The organism is Mesoterricola sp. MK458 (assembly GCF_055384935.1).
Genome location: NZ_AP045075.1, coordinates 554,214 through 568,984 on the forward strand (window position 1 = coordinate 554,214; position 14,771 = coordinate 568,984).

Below are 14,771 nucleotides of genomic sequence, written 5' to 3' on the forward strand. Positions count from 1 at the left end.
GGGTCCCTCAGTTCTCGAAGGCGTTGATCTGGTCGACGATGGTCTGGGCGGTGATGGCGGTCGAGTCGTAGTGGAGGACCTTCTTCATCCGCGTGGCGTGCTGGGGGAAGAACTCCCGCAGCAGGTTCGTCATCTGCCCGTCCCGGTTCTGCTCCACGACGTAGACGACGTCATGGGAGGCGATGAAGGCCTCCACCGCGTCGGTGAAGGGCAGCGCCCGCACCCGCAGGTAGTCGGAGTCCTTGGCGTGCACCTCCGTGAGCAGGTCCCGCGCCTCGGCCACGGCGGGGTCGCTGGACCCGTAGGCGAGGATGCCGCGCTGGACGCCGGGTCCGGTGAGCAGCGGCTCCGGCACGGAGGCCCGGGCCGTCATGAACTTCTTCTTGAGGCGGTCCACCGTGGCCAGGAACTCCTCGGGCTTCTCGGAGTAGAGGGCGTAGGGGTTGTGGCCGGTGCCGCGGGCGAAGTACGCCCCCTTGCCGCCGGGGGTGCCGGGGAGGGTGCGCAGGCAGACGCCGTCGCCGTCCACGTCCTTGTAGCGGCCCCAGTCCTGGATGTCCTTGAGCTGCGCCTCGTCCAGGACCTTGCCCCGGTCGAAGGCGCCCTCGGGGTAGGCGAAGGGCTGGGAGGCCCAGTTCTGCATGCCCAGGTCCAGGTCGGAGACCACGAACACCGGCGTCTGGTAGCGCTCGGCCAGGTCGAAGGCCTGGTAGGTGAACTGGAAGCACTCCTCCATGGTGCCGGGGTAGAGGCAGATGTGGAGGGTGTCGCCGTGGCTGCACTTGGCGCAGAGTTCCACGTCGCCCTGGCTGGTGCGCGTGGGCAGGCCCGTGGAGGGGCCCATTCGCGTGACGTCCAGGAAGACGCCGGGGCATTCCGCGAAGTAGCCCAGGCCGATGAATTCGCTCATGAGGGAGATGCCCGGGCCCGAGGTGGCCGTCATGGCCCGCGCCCCGGCCCAGCCCGCCCCCACCACCACGCCGGCGGAGGCGATCTCGTCCTCCATCTGCACGATGGCGACGTTGAGCTTGCCGGTGACGGGGTCCTTCCGGTAGACCTTGGCGTAGTCGATGAGGCTTTCGATGGCCGACGAGCTGGGGGTGATGGGGTACCAGGCCACCACCGTGACGCCGGCGAACATGGCGCCCAGGGCGCAGGCCGTGTTGCCGTCGACGATGATCTGCCCCTTGGTCTTGTCGTCCCGCACGATCTTCAGGCGGGTCTGGCGCGGCGCCTCGGCGGCGGCCCAGTCATGGCCCGCCTGCACGGCACCCTGGTTCAGGTCGATGGCCTTCTGCTTGCCGTCCAGCTGCTTGGCGATGGCGGCCTTCACCTCGTCCATGTCCAGGCCCAGCATCTGCGCGGCGACGCCCACGTAGATCATGTTCTTCACCAGCTTGTGCAGCTTGGGCTCCGGGCAGGCGGCGGCCACCAGCTTCTGGAAGGGCACGGCGCAGAAGGCGAGGTCGTTCCGCAGGGCATCCAGCTTGAGCGGCTCGTCGTAGATGAGCAGCGTGCCGGGGCGAACCTTGGCCACGTCATCCTTGGCCGTCTCGGGATTCATGCAGATCATCAGGTCGATGCCGGCCTTGCGGGCCTTGTAGCCCCGGTGGTTGGCCCGGATCTGGAACCAGGTGGGCAGGCCGGAGATGTTCGAGGGGAACAGGTTCTTCCCGGAAACGGGGACGCCCATCTGGAAGATCGTGCGCATGAGCACGATGTTCGCGGTCTGGGAGCCGGAACCATTTACGGTGGCCACCTCGATCGAAAAATCGTTGACGAGGGTTCCCCCGTCGACGGCTTCCATGGTGGCGGGTTGCGTGAGCATGGTTCGACCTCCCCAAGGGATTCGGTAGTGTGACGCCCGAACGATGGCGCCCGCCTGGGTATTTTCAGGGAGGCGCCTTTGCAAATACTACCAGATTGGTCGGATTAGATTGAAGGGGGCATGGAAATTTTTTTGAACATCGAGGCGAAAAAAAAGGGATTGACGGGGGTTGGCGTTTCGTCTATCTTATGGGTTATGAAGCCAATGGACCTTACAAAACGCCAACTTGCGGTGCTCCAGTTCATTCGGAAGTTTCTCGAAACCGAAGAGCGGAGCCCCACCCTCAAGGAAATCGCCGAGGGTGTCGGTTCCAGTGCTGTAAGCACCATTCATAAACACGTCCAGCACCTGATGGACAAGGGCTTCCTGGACCGCAGTCACGGGAAGGGCAACAACATCGTCCTCGCCCAGGAGCCGGCGGCCGCCCCGCGGGAACCGGCCAGCGGCGACTGGGGCCACGAGGACGGGAAGCGGGCCCGGTCCGTGCCGTTCTGCGGCGACGTTGCCGCCGGCCAGCCGCTTCTTCCCGAGTCCCGGGCCATTCCCCTCGAGGTCCCCAACTGCATCCACCGGGACCGGCAGGAGCTGTTCGTCCTGCGGGTGCGCGGGGATTCCATGGTGGAGGACTCCATCCTGGACGGGGACCTGGTGGTGCTCCAGCGCCGCGGGGACTACCGGAACGGCGACCGCGTGGTGGCGCTCATCGACGGCGAGGAGGCGACCCTGAAGGAGTTCCGCAAGGATCCCCAGGGCGTCTGGCTCATTCCCCACAACCCCGACCTTTCGCCCAAGTGCTTCGCGCCGGACCGCATCGCCATCCAGGGCGTGCTGGTGGGCGTGATGCGCAGCTGCTGAAACCCCCGCGGCCAACGCCCGCCCTCCGGCCATGGATGGCCGGAGGGCGGGCGTTGACGGTTATTTTCCAGAAACGTTGAAGGCGGGGAAGGGTTCTCGTTACACTCACCTGGAGCCCGGAGTCCCAGGAAATGGTGTTTTTCAACCACGCCACGCGTCAAATGACGACGAAGATTGTGTACTACGGGCCCGGCCTGTGCGGGAAAACGACCAATCTCAACACCATTTACGGCCGTACCTCGCAGAAGGCCCGGGGCGAGATGGTGTCCCTGAACACCGAGACGGACCGCACCCTCTTCTTCGACCTGCTGCCCATGGACGTGGGCATGGTGGGCGGGTTCAAGAGCAAGCTGCAGCTCTACACCGTGCCCGGACAGGTCTTCTACAACTCCACCCGCAAGCTGGTGCTCAAGGGCGTGGACGGCGTCGTGTTCGTGGCCGACAGCCAGACCGCCATGCTCGACGCCAACAAGGAGAGCTTCCAGAACCTGCGGGACAACCTGCGTGAACTGGGCCTCGACCTCAAGGACATCCCCCTGGTCTTCCAGTGGAACAAGCGGGACCTGAAGAACATCATCCCCGTGGACGTCCTGGAGCGGGAGCTGAACCCCGGCGGCAGAACCAGCTTCCAGTCCATCGCGGCCGACGGCACGGGCGTCTTCGAAACGCTGCGGGGCATCACGAAGCTCGCCCTGGCCAACATCAAGGCCCTCCACATGGTGGAGGCCGCGGGGGCCAAGGCCCCCCCGGAACCGGCCCCCAAGCCCCTGCACACCTCCGAGTTCTCCATGCCGGACGAGTTCCGGGACACGGCCACCCCCGCGGAGGCCCTCAGCACCCTGGACCTTCCCCAGAGCCGCGACCTGCTGGGCGAGGCGGAAACCTCCGGCGGCTCGGGGCCGGCGCAGCCCGCGCCCGTCCAGGTGATGGCCCCTCTCCATGTGAAGGTCTCGCCCGCCGTGGGCAAGGGCGCGCCGGCGGTGCCCCGGGTGCACCTGAAGCCGCCGCCGGCCCCGGTGGCGCACCGGGCTTCCGCCCCCGTCGCCCCCATGGCCGTGGCCCTGCCCCGGGTGCCCCACGCCCGGCCCCACGCGGACCTGCACCTGACCCTCTCCCCCTTCGCCATGGACGGCGACCTGGAGGTGGTGGTGACGGTGCGCCAGAACGGGGCCGACGTGGGCTCGGCGGTGCTGCACCGCGCGGCGCCGGCCTGGGGCGCCTCCGGAGTCGTCTCCGTGGAAATCAAGAGGTCCTGACATGCGGCACATGAGGCTTTTCGCCATCGCCCTCCTGGGGGCCCGGGCCCTGGCCGCGGCGGAACCTCCGGCCTGGTGGAAGGCCTTCACCGGCGCCCCCCGCATGCAGGCGGGTTTCGTCCAGGAATCCGACAGCGCCGTGTTCGGCAAGCTCAAGCGCACCGGCGTCCTCCGCCTGGCCAAGGGCGGGCGGTTGCGGGTGGAATACCAGAAGGGCCTCCTCCTGGTGGCCGACGGCCGCAAGCTCATCCAGTACGACCCCGAGGCCCGCACCGCGCAGAAGGTGGACCTTCGCAGCGCATCCAAGGACGCGCCCCTGCTGTGGGTCCTGCTGGATCCCGCAGCCCTGGACCAGGTCTTCACGGTCAAGGCCGGCTCCGGCGAGACGTTCACCCTGGAGCCGCGCAAGCCCGGCCTGCCCAAGGTCACCCTGGAAGGGAAGGGGGGCATGCCCCTGCGCATCAGCTGGGTGGACCCCACGGGGGCCCGGCAGGTGCTGGAGTTCCTGTCGCCCCACGTGCCCGCGCCCTTCGACGCGGCCACCTTCACGTTCAAGGCCCCCGCCGGGACCCGCTGGATCTAGTTCAGGCGAGTTCCTTGTGGATGAACGCCACAACGTCGTCGGTGTTCGTCCCGGGCTGGAAGATGGCGCGGATGCCCACGGCCTTCAGCGCAGGGATGTCCTCGTCGGGGATGATCCCGCCCGCGAACACCAGCACGTCGTCGATGCCCTTCTCCTTCAGGAGGCGCATCACCTCGGGGAAGATCTGGTTGTGGGCGCCGCTGAGGATGCTCATGCCCAGGACCCGCGCGTCCTCCTGCTCCACCGCGGCCACGATCTGGGCGGGGGTCTGGCGCAGGCCCGTGTAGATCACCTCCATGCCGGCATCCCGCAGGGCCCGGGCGACCACCTTGGCCCCGCGGTCATGCCCGTCGAGTCCGGGTTTGGCGATGATCACGCGAATGGGGGAAGAAGGCATTTCAACTCCAACGAATGCCTGGATTATAGTGCACCGCCGGGTCCCGGGGGGCCGGCGGGTGCGCACTTGTGACGGATTACTTCACTTCCTTGACCGCCGTGATGGTCACGGGGCTCACGGGGACGTCCGCCATGCCCTTCTTCGTGGACGTCTTTCCCGCGGCGATCTTGTCCACCACGTTCATGCCCTTGATGACCTTGCCGAACACGCAGTAGCCGAAGTCGGCGAGGTTGCGGGCCTTGAAGTCGAGGGCCTTGTTGTCCTTCACGTTGATGTAGAACTGGGCCTTGGCGCTGTCGGGCAGGCTCTCCCGGGCCATGGCGATGGTGCCGCGCACGTTGCTGAGACCCTTGGCCTTGGCCACGTCGGCCTCGCACTTGATGGGGCCGTCGGTGGCCTTCTTGGCCAGGTCGGGGGTGTGGCCGCCGCCCTGGATGATGGCCGGGGCGGACTTCTTCACCCGGTGGAAGATGGTGCCGGGGTAGAAGCCCTTCTTCACGTAGTTCATGAAATTGGCCACGGTGACGGGCGTGGCGTCGGATTCCAGCTCCACGGTGAAGGCGCCGGCGGTGGTGGTGATCTCCACCTTGGGCTTGGCCGCGAGGAGGGGAAGGGCCAGGAAGAGGACGGTCAGGACTTTTCGCACACTGGTCTCCATGGGATTGTGGATCTATCCTAGCTCATCCTGGAGACCCGCATGATCCCGCTTCTCACCGCCCAGGAAATGAGGGCCCTGGAACACAGGGCCATCCAGGGCTGGGGCGTGCCCTCCCTGGTGCTCCAGGAGCATGCCGCCCTGGGCGCCCTGGCCCTGCTGCCCGCGCAGGGTCCCCTCCACGTGCTGGCCGGCCCCGGCAACAACGGCGGCGACGCCCTGGCCCTGGCGCGCCTGGCGCGCCTCCGCGGCCGGGAGGTGGAGGTGTGGACCCTGGGCCCCGAGCCCGCCTGGAAGGGCGACGCGGCGCTGCAGGCCCGGCTCTGGACCGGCCTGGGCGGGACCTTCCGCCACGCCGCCGAGCCCCGGGAGGCCGCCGCGACCTTCCGGGGCTGGGTGGTGGACGGGCTCTTCGGCCTGGGCACCCGCCTGCCCCTGGAGGGGCCTGCCCGCGCCTGGGTGGAGGCCCTGGAAGGGGCCCGGGTGCTGGCCCTGGACCTGCCCTCGGGCCTGGACCCGGATTCGCCGGAGCCCTCCGGCCCCGTCGTGCGCGCCGCCCGCACCGCGGCCTTCGGTCACCTGAAGGTCTGCCACGGCCTGCGCCCCGCCCGGGATTTCTGCGGGGAGATCACCCTCGTCCCCATCCCCCTGGACGGCGCCCCCGGGGCCGCCCTGGGCCTCCTGGAGCGCCCCCGGCCCCGTCCCGCGCCCTGGGACGGCCACAAGCGGGACTTCGGCCACGTGGCCATCCGCGCCGGTTCCCCGGGCATGTCGGGCGCAGCGGTGCTGGCGGCCCTGGGCGCCCTGCGCATGGGGGCGGGCCTGGTGACCGTGCTCACGGACGCGGCCGTGCGCGCCGAGGTGGCCGGCCAGGTGCCGGAAGCCATGGTGAGGGCCTGGGACGGCACCGTGCCCGAAAGCGTCGACGTGCTGCTGGCGGGGCCCGGCGGCGTCACGGAGGTGCCCGCCTGGGATGGCCCCCTGGTGGTGGACGCCTCGGCCCTCCGGACCGGGGAGGGCCCGCGCTGGATGGACCGCGCCGACACCGTCATCACGCCCCACCCCGGGGAATTCCAGCGGCTCTTCGGCGCCGGCGGGGCCGGCCGGGCGGACCGGGCCCGGGCGGTGGCCACGGGGCCGGGGGTCCTCGTCCTCAAGGGTGCCCAGACCCTCTTGGCCGGCGGCGGCCTGGACCAGGTGTGGGTGAACCCCACGGGCCATCCCGGCCTCGCCACGGGCGGTTCCGGGGACTTCCTGGCCGGCATGGTGGCCGCGGCCGCCGCGGCCTGGGTGCGGAACCCCGCCGGCCGCACCCTCCGCCAGGCCGCGGCGGAGGCGGTTTGGCTCCACGGCGCCGCCGCGGACCGCCTGGGGCCGGGGCCCATCCTAATCCGCGACCTGGGACCGGCCCTGGCCGGCCTGCTGAGGACCATCCATTCGGAGGAAGACCATGCCTGAGACACGCCTCCTGCGGGAGGAAGGGGCCACGGAGGCCCTGGGCGCCGAACTGGCCCGGCTCACGCCCCCGGGCGGCACCTGGCTCCTGCGGGGCCCCCTGGGCGCCGGCAAGACCACCTGGACCCGCGGGTTCGTGGCGGGCCTGGGGGGCGACCCCGACCAGGTGGCCTCGCCCACCTACGCCGTGCTCCACCGCTATTCCTGCCCCGCGGCCAAGATCCATCACCTGGACCTGTACCGGCTGGGGGAGGCGGGCGCCTGGACGCTTGGGCTGGAGGAGACCGTGGCCCCGGCGGACTACCTGGTGGTGGAATGGGCCGGCGGCCCGGGCCCGTGGCCCACCGACTGGGTGGCCGAACTGGAGCTGGAGGGGGAAGGGGAGGAGCGCACGGCCACCTGGAGCCTGCCCCCCTCGCCGTGAACGCGGGGGCCCGCGGGGTTCAGAGGAGGCGGTTGGCCAACCGGTCCAGTTGGATGCGGTTCAGGCGTTTCAGGGCCTTGCGCACCGGCGCCGGATAGCTGGCCAGGGGCTCCAGGTCGAGGCTGGTGCGGATGCGGGTGGTGCGCGCCAGGATGGCCTCCCGTTCCCGGGTGAACATGGGTTCCAGCAGGCCCTGCGGATCCCGGATGACCAGGCCGTTCTCCAGGTCCAGGCTCCAGGCCCGGGGATTCAGGTTGTTGCCGGTGAGGACGGCGATGCGGCCGTCGATGTCCAGGCCCTTGGCGTGGAAAGTATGGTCGTCGTGGCGCCAGAGGTGGATGGCCAGGCGCCCGGTCTCCAGGGCCCGCCGGTGCTTGCGGGCGAAACGGCGCAGGTTGGCCTCGTAGAGGTAGGGCACCAGGCCGATGAAACGGAAGGGTTCCCCGGGCGGAATGTAGAAGTCGTTGGCGGTCTTGTCGCCCACAATGATGGTGACCTCCCGGCCCTGGTCCAGCAGGGTGGAGACGGCGTGGGCCAGGGGCCGGGGCAGGTTGAAGTAGGGCGTGTAGAGGGTCAGGCTGCGCTCGGTGCCCTGGACCAGGGCCATGAGGGTGTCGTTGAGGGGGTTGCGCGAGCGTCCGAAGCCCGCCAGGGGCGTGACGCCCACCTCCCCGGGGCCGCGCCGGGCCGGGGTGAAGGCGTAGCGGGCGCCCCGCAGGTTCCTGCGGAAGGCCTGGATGGCGCCGCGCAGGCTGCGGGTGGCGGGCGGCTGCGCCTGGGCCAGGGAGGTCACCGCGGCGCTGGCCACCAGGGTCCGGCGCAGGTAGTCCACCATGCAGTCCGCCAGGGCGGGGCTCTCCAGCACATGGTAGCGGTCCAGGCGGTAGCGCCCGGCGGCGTGCAGGTACACGTCGTTGAGGCTGGCCCCGGTGTAGATCACAGTGTCGTCCAGGATGAAGCCCTTGAGATGCAGGACGCCGAAGACCTCCCGGGTCTGCACCGGCACCCCCAGGACCTGCACCTTGGACCCCTCCCGGGCCGCGTACGCCTCGTACATTGCGGCGTTGCCCCGGCTCCGGGCCTTGCCGATGAGGCCCCGCTGGGCCCGGTGCCAGTCCACCAGGACGCGGATCTCCAGGCCGGGCCGGGCCCGGGCGGCGGCGTGGAGCGCGTCCATGATCCCGCGCCCGGCCTCGTCGTCCTGGAGGTACAGGGCCGTGATGTAGATGAGCCGACGGGCCGAGGCGATGCCCTCCAGGAGGGCGGCCCGCAGCTCAGCGGGCTCCATCAGGCACCGGACCCGGTCCGCGGGGACCGGGATGGCCGGCATGCCGCGGGGGTCGGCCGTGGGGGGCTTCCCGACGCGGATCAGGCGCAGGGTGCGGGAAAGGCGGGTGCGGTAGATGAACTGGAAGATCCCCATCCCGGAAGCATACCGCCCCGGCGGCCCCGCCGGAGGAAGTCAGGCGTTTCCCGGCCGCGGCCTTCTGGATAGACTGGGGCATACACATGCCTTCCCGGGTAACCGGGGCCATCGGGTTCAACGTTCAGGAGACGACCAGGAACAAATCGAGGGGAAACGGGGGCAAGCTTGCATCCTAAAGCGCCTACAAACACCATTATCGCCGTGGACAGCAACTACGTCCCCATGATGGAGGTCGGCCGCAGGAAGGCCATCCGCGCCGTGGCCGCGGGCCGTGCCCAGGTGCTCAACCCCGCCAACCTGGACCGCTCCGCGGACCCGTTCGGCGCCATCTACCTCATCATCTTCCCCCATGCGAAGGCGTGCTCCGAAAGCAAGCTCCTCATGGGGCGCCTGGACCGCCGGGTGATGCGGCGGGACCACTACACCTGCCAGTACGAGGGCTGCCACAACCGCGCCGACACCATCGACCACATCGTGCCGCTGTGCCAGGGGGGCCGTTCCACCTGGCAGAACCTGGTGGCCTGCTGCCTTCTCTGCAACCAGTTCAAGGGCGGCAGGACCCCGGACCAGGCCGGCATGCGCCTGAAGAAGGTGCCCGAGGGGCCCCGGGCGCACCTGTTCCGGCGCTTCGAAGAGATCCTCAAAGACGGCTCGGCGGCGTAGAATCGTTGGCATGAAGACGATATCGCTGCGCGTGGACGTGGACACCCTCGAGGGCTCGCTGAAGGGCATACCGGCCCTCCTGCGCATGCTGGACAGGCAGCAGATGCAGGCCAGCTTCTACTTCAGCTTCGGCCCCGACAACTCCGGGAAGGCCCTGCGCCGCATCTTCCGCAAGGGCTTCCTGGAGAAGATGCGCCGCACCGGAGGGGCGAAGCTCTACGGTTTCAAGACCATGATGTACGGGGTCCTGCTCCCCGCCCCCGTCATCTGGAAGCGCGCCGCCGCGCAGATGCGAAGCGCCCGGGAGGCGGGTCACGAGGTGGCCATCCACGGGTGGGACCACGTGCAGTACCACGACCTCCTCGACCGCAAGCCCCGGCCCTGGCTGGAAGCCTGGTTCCAGGATGCCCACGCCGCGTTCCAGGAGGTGTTCGGCGAGGCTGCCCGGGGAGCCGTGAGCCCCGCCTGGCGCTGCAACGACACCACGCTGGAGATCCAGGAGCGGTACGCCCTGGACTACGCGGGGGACTGCCGGGGCCTGTCGCCCTTCTATCCCGTGGTGAAGGGCCGCACCCTCGCCACCCTCCAGGTGCCCACCACGCTGCCCACCCTGGACGAGTACCTGGGCCTGGACGGCATGACGGCCTCCCAGGTGAACGAGAAGGTCTGGTCCCTCATCCGCGAGGACGCGCTCAACGTCTACGCGCTCCACACCGAAGTGGAGGGCGGGGCCCTGGCGGACACCTTCGCGGCCTTCCTGCAGGGCCTCCGGGACCGGGAGGTGCGGGCGCGCACCCACGCGGACTGGGTGCCTGAGCTCAAGGCCGCCAATCCGCCGGCGCGCGAACTGACCCGCATCGAGATCCCGGGGCGGGCGGGATGGGTGAGCTTCGGGGGCAAGTGACCCCCTGCACTTGCCGGGCCATGGATAATCCGGATTGCTGCCCGGAGACCCCATGAGCACTTTCATCCACGAGCTGGAAGCCTACGATCTGCTGGAACTGGCCGGCCTGCCCGGCCTGCGCCGGGGCCTGGTGCGCACCCGCGCCGACGTGGACGCGCTGCCCTTCAAGGCCGGGGAGAAGGTCGTGCTCAAGGGTGTGGCCCAGGACGTCTGGCACAAGTCCGACGTGGGCCTGGTGCGCTTCGAGGCCTTCGACGCCGAGGCGGTTTGGGCCCACGCCCAGGACATGGAGAAGACCGCGGGCGGGCCCTGGGTGGGCATGCTGGTCGTGGAGATGGTCGATTTCCGCAAGGTGCAGGGCCTGCCCACGGAGGCCCTGGTGGCCCTGCGCAGGACCCCGGAGGCCGGGTGGACCGTGGTGCTGGGCATCGGCGGGCTCCACACCAACGCCTGGGGCGAGGAGATCAAGCCCTGCCTGTGGCCCCTGGCCCTGGTCACCCCCGAGCAGGCCCTGGCCGACTTCAAGGCCCACTACCTGGGCCGCGTCTGGCTGGGCACCCTGCGCCAGGGCAAGCCCCTGACCACCGAGGCCGCGGTGCTGGCCTACCTGCGCGGACTGTGGACCCTGGCGGACCTCCTGGACAGCCGCAAGGCCGAACTGCTCGAGATGAACCCGGTGGTGCTGGACCCCGGGGGCCGGCCCGTGGCGCTGGACGGCGTGGGCAGCCTGGGCGAGCCCGCCCCGGAGCCCCCCAAGGGCCTGCCCCCGTCCCGGCTCCTGGACCTGCTGGTCAAGCCCCGCACCATCGCCCTGGCCGGCATTTCCGCCCGGCCCGGCACCCCGGGCCGCATGATCCTGGACAACCTCCTCACCTCCACCCTGGACCGCGCCGCCATCATCCCCATCAAGCCCGGGACGGCCGAGATCGACGGCCTGCCCTGCCTGGGCGGCGTGGAGGACCTGGCCGCGCGCCCCGTGGACATGCTCATCCTCTGTCTTCCCGCGGCCCAGACCGTGGCCGCCATCGAGCAGCTCTGCGCGCAGGGCGGGGGCGCCCAGGTGGTGTACCTGGTCCCCGGCGGCGTGGGGGACGGCGCGGACACCGAAGGGCGCGGCGCCTTCCTGGTGGACCTCCTGGCCCGGCGCCGGGCCCAGGGCCTGTGGACGCCGGCCCTGGTGGGCCCCAACGGCCTGGGCTTCCTCAGCAGCGACGGCAGGGTGAACACCCTGTTCATCCCCCAGGAGAAGCTGCCCGTGGAGGCCCGGGGCGGCGCCCTGTCCCTGGTGAGCCAGAGCGGCGCCTTCCTCATCTCGCGCCTGTCGTCGGCGCCCTCCCTGCCGCTGCGCTACGGCGTCTCCATCGGCAACCAGATCGACGTGCGCCTCTCGGACTTCATCGCGGCCCTGGGCGGGGACGCCCAGACCCGCGTGGTGGCCGCCTACGTGGAGGGCTTCCAGCCCGGCGACCTCCTGGCCACGGCCAAGGCGGCCCGCGAGGTGATCGCCCAGGGCAAGTGGGTGGTGCTCTACAAGGGCGGACGCAGCGGCGAAGGCCAGAAGGCCGCCAGCAGCCACACCGGGGCCCTGGCCGGCGACTGGGAGCTGCAGAAGGCCCTCCTCAAGCGCGCCGGCGTCATCGTGTGCGAGAGCATGGGCGTCTTCGACGCGGCGCTTTCCTGGGTGTCGGCCTTCCCCACGGGCAAGCCCGCGCGGGTGGCGGTGATCAGCAACGCGGGCTACGAGAGCGTGGTGAGCGCCGACCTCCTGGAAGGCCCGGTCACCGGCCATGTGCTGGCGCCCGCCGAGGTGGAGGCCCTCCGGGCCCTGCTGGAAACGCACAAGCTCACCGAGCTGGTGAACCCCAGGCTGCCCCTGGACGTCACGCCCATGGCCGACGGCGAGGCCTACCTGGCCGCGACGCGCCTGGTGGCGTCGTCCGCGGCCGATACGGTCGTGATCGGCCTGGTGCCCTTCACCCGCCGCCTGGACACCACGGACGGGGCCGCCATGGACGCCTTCGCCGCCTCCCTGGCCGACATTGCCCGGGCGTCCGGCAAGCGCGTGGGCCTGGCCGTGGAGGGCGGGACCCTCTACGAGCCCTACCGCCAAGCCCTCATGAAGGCGGGCCTCCCGGTCTTCCTCACCATGGAGAAGGCCCTCCAGGGCCTCCGGATCCTCGCGGAGGCATGAATGATTCCAGGGTGCCGGAACAAGAAGCGGAGGGCGGAGCACGAAGCCCGCTCTTCGTGCGAGGATAGGTCGCTCCAGCCGTCGGCGTAACCATTTCCTCCACGAACCCACCCTTCGAGGTACCCATGCCCAAGACCATGATCGAACCCTTCCGCATCAAGAGCGTCGAACCCATCCGCATGACCACCCGCGCCGAGCGCGAGGGGCTGCTGGCCGACGCCAAGCTCAACGTCTTCAAGCTCCGCGCCGAGGACGTCATCCTCGACTTCCTCACCGACTCCGGCACCGGCGCCATGAGCGCCCGCCAGTGGGGCGCCATCATGGAGGGCGACGAGAGCTACGCCGGGGCGCGCAGCTTCTTCCGGCTGCAGGACGTGCTGCAGAAGCTCACCGGCTACCCCCACATCATCCCCACCCACCAGGGCCGCGCCGCCGAGCGCATCTTCTTCGGGGTGGCCACGAAGAAGGGTGACATCGTCCCCAACAACACCCACTTCGACACGACCCGGGCCAACCTCGAGTTCGACGGCGTCGAGGCCGTGGACCTGGTGATCCCCGAGGGCACCCAGCCCCGCACCATCCACCCCTTCAAGGGCAACATCGACCTGGGCAAGGTGGAGGACCTCCTCAAGGCCAAGGGGGATCGCGTGCCCTTCGGCATGATCACGATCACCAACAACTCCGGCGGCGGCCAGCCCGTGTCCATGGCCAACATCCGCGCCTACAGCGAGCTCCTCAAGCGCTACGGCAAGCCCCTGATCCTGGATGTGTGCCGCTTCGCCGAGAACGCCATGTTCATCAAGCTGCGCGAAGAGGGCATGCAGGACCGCACCATCGAGAGCATCGCCCAGGAGATGTTCCGCCTCGCCGACGGCTGCACCATGAGCGCCAAGAAGGACGGCATGGTCAACATCGGCGGCTTCATCGCCCTCAAGGACGAGCGCTGGGTGGAGGCCGCCCGCGCCAACCTCATCCTCACCGAGGGCTTCCCCACCTACGGGGGCCTGGCCGGGCGCGACCTGGAGGCCCTGGCCGTGGGCCTCGAGGAGGTCCTGCACGAGGACTACCTGCGCTACCGCCTGCGCACGGCCGAATACATGGGCGAGAAGCTCCTGGCCGGCGGCGTGGGCATCGTGGAGCCCACCGGCGGCCACGCCGTCTACATCGACGCCAAGACGTTCCTCCCCCACCTGGGCCCCCAGGACTATCCGGCCTGGTCCCTGGCCAACGCCCTCTACCTGGAAGGCGGCATCCGGGGCGTGGAGATCGGCTCGGTGATGTTCGGACGCCGGGACGACGACGGCGTGGAGCACTACGGCCCCATGGAACTGGTGCGCCTGGCCTTCCCCCGCCGGGTCTACACCCAGAGCCACTTCGACTTCGCCGCCGAAGTGATCTGCGAGCTCAAGGCCAAGGCCCACCAGGTGCGCGGCGTGCGCATCGCCAAGCAGACCAAGTATCTGCGCCACTTCACGGCGGAAATGACCTGGGCCTGATGCGGTAGAGCACGCACGCGGCGAGGGGATGGTCCGGGGCGACCTTGGGATGGTGGAAATCATCCGCGGGGTCCCGGGTCATCCCCAGCTTCTCCATGACCCGGCGGGAGGGGGCGTTGCCCACGGCCGTGATGGCCACCACCTCCTCCAGGCCCAGCGGGCCGAAGGCGTGGTCCAGGACCGCCCGGGCCCCCTCGGGGGCCAGGCCCAGGCCCCAGTGGGCCTTCGCCAGGCGCCAGGCGATCTCCACGCAGGGCGTGAAGGGAGCCTCAAAGGCGGGCACGCCCAGGCCGATGAAGCCGATGAACGGATCCGTCCCGGGGCGCTCCACGGCCCAACACCCCCACCCGTGGTTCGCCAAGTGGGCCCGGCTCCGTTCCATGACCTCCCGGGTCGCCTCGCGCGTGTAGGGCGCCGGGAAATGCCGCATCACCTCGGCGTCGGCGTTGAGTTCCGCGAAGGGTTCGAAGTCCTCCTCGCGCCAGGGGCGCAGGACGAGGCGGGGGGTGGTGAGGATCATGGCGGGCTCCTGAACAGGAGAAGTGCCGGTAGCGCGCGGGGCGTTCCATGGGCCGATCCAGGAAGGTTTGTAGTTGTGTCGGAAATGGGTAACCATCCGATACCTGGGATGATTTGAG

At 69.9% G+C, this 14,771-nt stretch carries 13 protein-coding genes and 1 pseudogene; 9 read left to right on the top strand and 5 right to left on the bottom strand.

Annotated elements, in window-relative coordinates:
* Positions 1-7: 7 nt before the first annotated feature.
* A complete protein-coding gene (locus ACZ5LB_RS02400) occupies positions 8-1,828 on the bottom strand; it encodes a 2-oxoacid:acceptor oxidoreductase subunit alpha (RefSeq protein ID WP_464604567.1) in 1,821 nt (606 codons plus the stop codon).
* Positions 1,829-2,032: 204 nt separating this feature from the next.
* On the opposite strand from ACZ5LB_RS02400, the gene lexA reads away from it, so the two are divergent.
* The 3 genes and pseudogenes from lexA (at position 2,033) to ACZ5LB_RS02415 (ending at position 4,522) form a co-directional block, all read left to right on the top strand.
* The gene (gene lexA / locus ACZ5LB_RS02405; protein ID WP_464606364.1) at positions 2,033-2,683 is read left to right on the top strand and encodes a transcriptional repressor LexA; all 651 of its coding nucleotides are present in this window, start codon (positions 2,033-2,035) and stop codon (positions 2,681-2,683) included.
* A 131-nt stretch (positions 2,684-2,814) separates the two neighbouring features.
* Positions 2,815-3,390, top strand: a pseudogene (locus ACZ5LB_RS02410) (GTP-binding protein); the annotation flags it as partial.
* 550 nt (positions 3,391-3,940) lie between these two features.
* Positions 3,941-4,522: a LolA family protein gene (locus tag ACZ5LB_RS02415; RefSeq protein ID WP_464604568.1), complete on the top strand. Its 582-nt coding sequence runs from the start codon at positions 3,941-3,943 to the stop codon at positions 4,520-4,522.
* A 1-nt stretch (position 4,523) separates the two neighbouring features.
* Here the strand turns inward: ACZ5LB_RS02415 and ACZ5LB_RS02420 are convergent, their stop codons facing one another.
* Together ACZ5LB_RS02420 and ACZ5LB_RS02425 are read right to left on the bottom strand one after the other, a co-directional pair.
* Positions 4,524-4,919: a cobalamin B12-binding domain-containing protein gene (locus ACZ5LB_RS02420; RefSeq protein WP_464604569.1), complete on the bottom strand. Its 396-nt coding sequence runs from the start codon at positions 4,917-4,919 to the stop codon at positions 4,524-4,526.
* A 76-nt stretch (positions 4,920-4,995) separates the two neighbouring features.
* A complete protein-coding gene (locus ACZ5LB_RS02425; protein WP_464604570.1) occupies positions 4,996-5,565 on the bottom strand; it encodes a peptidylprolyl isomerase in 570 nt (189 codons plus the stop codon).
* A gap of 51 nt (positions 5,566-5,616) precedes the next feature.
* Here ACZ5LB_RS02425 and ACZ5LB_RS02430 point away from each other — a divergent pair, with 51 nt between their 5' ends.
* Positions 5,617-7,032 (top strand): NAD(P)H-hydrate dehydratase, encoded by a 1,416-nt coding sequence (locus tag ACZ5LB_RS02430; RefSeq protein WP_464604571.1) that lies wholly within the window; start codon positions 5,617-5,619, stop codon positions 7,030-7,032.
* Entirely contained in the window at positions 7,025-7,453 is a 429-nt protein-coding gene (tsaE, locus tag ACZ5LB_RS02435) for a tRNA (adenosine(37)-N6)-threonylcarbamoyltransferase complex ATPase subunit type 1 TsaE (protein ID WP_464604572.1), read from the top strand. The genes ACZ5LB_RS02430 and tsaE overlap by 8 nt, the downstream gene beginning before the upstream one ends.
* Positions 7,454-7,472: 19 nt before the next feature.
* Here tsaE and pssA read toward each other — a convergent pair whose 3' ends face one another.
* Positions 7,473-8,876 (bottom strand): CDP-diacylglycerol--serine O-phosphatidyltransferase, encoded by a 1,404-nt coding sequence (pssA, locus tag ACZ5LB_RS02440; RefSeq protein ID WP_464604573.1) that lies wholly within the window; start codon positions 8,874-8,876, stop codon positions 7,473-7,475.
* A 204-nt stretch (positions 8,877-9,080) separates the two neighbouring features.
* Here pssA and ACZ5LB_RS02445 point away from each other — a divergent pair, with 204 nt between their 5' ends.
* The 4 genes from ACZ5LB_RS02445 to ACZ5LB_RS02460 all read left to right on the top strand — a co-directional run bounded on the left by ACZ5LB_RS02445 (position 9,081) and on the right by ACZ5LB_RS02460 (position 14,133).
* Complete coding sequence (locus ACZ5LB_RS02445; RefSeq protein ID WP_464604574.1) at positions 9,081-9,542, top strand: HNH endonuclease; 462 nt, start codon at positions 9,081-9,083, stop codon at positions 9,540-9,542.
* A gap of 10 nt (positions 9,543-9,552) precedes the next feature.
* Positions 9,553-10,446: a polysaccharide deacetylase family protein gene (locus ACZ5LB_RS02450; protein ID WP_464604575.1), complete on the top strand. Its 894-nt coding sequence runs from the start codon at positions 9,553-9,555 to the stop codon at positions 10,444-10,446.
* Between the two features lie 52 nt (positions 10,447-10,498).
* Entirely contained in the window at positions 10,499-12,637 is a 2,139-nt protein-coding gene (locus ACZ5LB_RS02455; RefSeq protein WP_464604576.1) for an acetate--CoA ligase family protein, read from the top strand.
* Positions 12,638-12,762: 125 nt separating this feature from the next.
* Positions 12,763-14,133: a tryptophanase gene (locus ACZ5LB_RS02460; RefSeq protein ID WP_464604577.1), complete on the top strand. Its 1,371-nt coding sequence runs from the start codon at positions 12,763-12,765 to the stop codon at positions 14,131-14,133.
* On the opposite strand, the gene ACZ5LB_RS02465 is transcribed toward ACZ5LB_RS02460, so the two are convergent.
* Entirely contained in the window at positions 14,108-14,653 is a 546-nt protein-coding gene (locus ACZ5LB_RS02465) for a GNAT family N-acetyltransferase (protein WP_464604578.1), read from the bottom strand. The two genes, ACZ5LB_RS02460 and ACZ5LB_RS02465, sit on opposite strands and share 26 nt — an antisense overlap.
* Between the last annotated feature and the right edge of the window lie 118 nt (positions 14,654-14,771).